We start from the raw sequence: 1,951 nt of genomic DNA, 5'->3' as shown, positions 1-1,951 counted from the left end.
TTGACTAATCAATTTTTTGACCAATCAATTTTTTGACCAATCAATTTTTTGACCAATCAATTTTTTGACCAATCAATTTTTTGACCAATCAATTTTTCGGCCGGTAACACGTCCAACCTGCCGCTACTCCGGCCTGTTGGCATGAAGCACGACGCTACTGCTCGATGAGGTACAAAACGGATTTGCTGCGGAGGATCAATTGGTTTCCGACGACCGCTGGTGAGGCCATGAATCCGTCGCCGAGTGTCGTCTTTGCCAGTTCCTGGTAGGTCTCGCCGGGTTTGAACGTCAGGATGTCCCCTTCGGTGCTGAAGGCGTAGATCCGGCCATCGGCATAGATCGGTGAGGCGGCGAAGGATCCACCGGCCCGTTCTTGCCAGAGGACATCCCCGGTCTTCGGATCGCGTGCCGAGATCACGCCGTCGTCGCTGTTCATGTACAGCAAGCCGTCGACGAGCAACTGGGACGATTTCTTGGCGACGCTCTTGGTAGCCGACCATGCGATGTGTGTCCCCGTCACATCTCCTTTCCCATCGGGGCTGACCGCGATCATGGACCCCATTCCGTTGGTGATAAACACCAACCCTTCGCCGTACAGCGGCCGGGCCGACGCGTTCATGCCTTCGTGGTAGGCGGTCCAAAGGGGTTGGCCGTTGGATGGATCGTAGGAGATCGTCGCGACGGCACTGGGGTAGACCAATTGTTCTTGGCCGTTGACGGTGATGACCTGGCCGGTGCAGTAGGCTTTCATCCGGTCACCGTCGTTGGTGCCATAGTCGATCTCGCGTTTGGTTTTCCAGATCGTCTCGCCGGTTTCTTTATCGAGTGCCACGACATATTGAACGTCGTATCCGTCATAGGCGATGAATAACTTGCCGTCATGCAATATCGGCGACGATGCGGGGCCGCGGTGGTGATCACATTCCAGGTCTTCGCGTTTCCAGATGACGTCCGCATTGGACGTATCCAAGCAGGCCGTCAGGTAGCTGCCGAAGTGGATGTAGACCCGGCCGGCTTCGATCACCGGCGTCGGCGTCGCATAGCTGTTCATCGGGTGGCAGAACGCGGGCGATTCGTTTTCCAGCAGCACCTTGTCGTGCAGGATCTTGCCGCTGTTGCGATCGACACAGATCACCGACATCCGCGTCCCGTCTTCGGTCGCCGTCGTCAGCCAGATCTGGTCGTCCCAAACCACCGGCGAAGACCAGCCTTTGCCGTGGATCGGTGTTTTCCATTTGACCACCGACTCGTCGATCGCCACGGGCAACTTGGCGTCAGCGGCATGACCGTCTCCCGATGGCCCTCGGAATTCCGGCCAATTGGAAGCGAATGACGTGACGGTGAAACCGGCCACGATGAGAACGGCGACGACGGTGCGCATCAGTAGGTGATCCAGAGCGATCGGGTGGGAGAGCTGGGAGAGATTCGAAGGCGGTGCCTGGATGCATCATAAGTTGACCAGGGAGCGTTCTCAACTAGACGGCCAATTTCGCAACAGAATTCGCTCGACTCGATCGCATGCACGAGGTCAGTGGTTTCCGGAATGAGGACGCATGGCGTTGGCGTGCCGAATACGTTTAGGCGGGATGGAGCGGGGTGGTCAAAAAATGGGGTGGTGACGACCGGATCGGTCGAGGGTTCCTATTTTTTGACCCATCCATTTTTTGACCCATCAATCGGCACACCGATCCGGGGTGCGCGACCTCCGAACCTCCAGGACCCTTCCCGCCCAAGTAATCGGCGTCGCCTGCTTTCCCACCCACGTGATTCAATGTGTCGCTAAGATAGACTGGCGAGTGCCCACCAAGGGGCGTAGACTCACTCGTGAACTCGCCCTCGTTTGCCGTCCCACCCGCCCTTTCGGTCCAAATCGATCCCACCTCCGATGCATGACCTCATCAAGCTACGGTTTCTCGCTTTCGTGTTGCTCGTGGCCGCCCATCCGCTGTGC

The 1,951-nt window shown here is 57.4% G+C and carries 1 protein-coding gene; it reads right to left on the bottom strand.

Features of this window, described 5'->3' with window-relative positions; all coding sequences use genetic code 11:
- Positions 1-154: 154 nt before the first annotated feature.
- Positions 155-1,381, bottom strand: a complete 1,227-nt coding sequence (locus tag ABX749_RS31200) for a PQQ-binding-like beta-propeller repeat protein (protein WP_372899472.1) — start codon at positions 1,379-1,381, stop codon at positions 155-157.
- Positions 1,382-1,951: the final 570 nt, after the last annotated feature.

Source organism: Stieleria sp., assembly GCF_041595215.1.
Taxonomy (GTDB): domain Bacteria; phylum Planctomycetota; class Planctomycetia; order Pirellulales; family Pirellulaceae; genus Stieleria; species Stieleria magnilauensis.
Note: the sequence above shows the minus strand (reverse complement) of the source record. Positions and strands in the feature narration are given on the sequence as shown.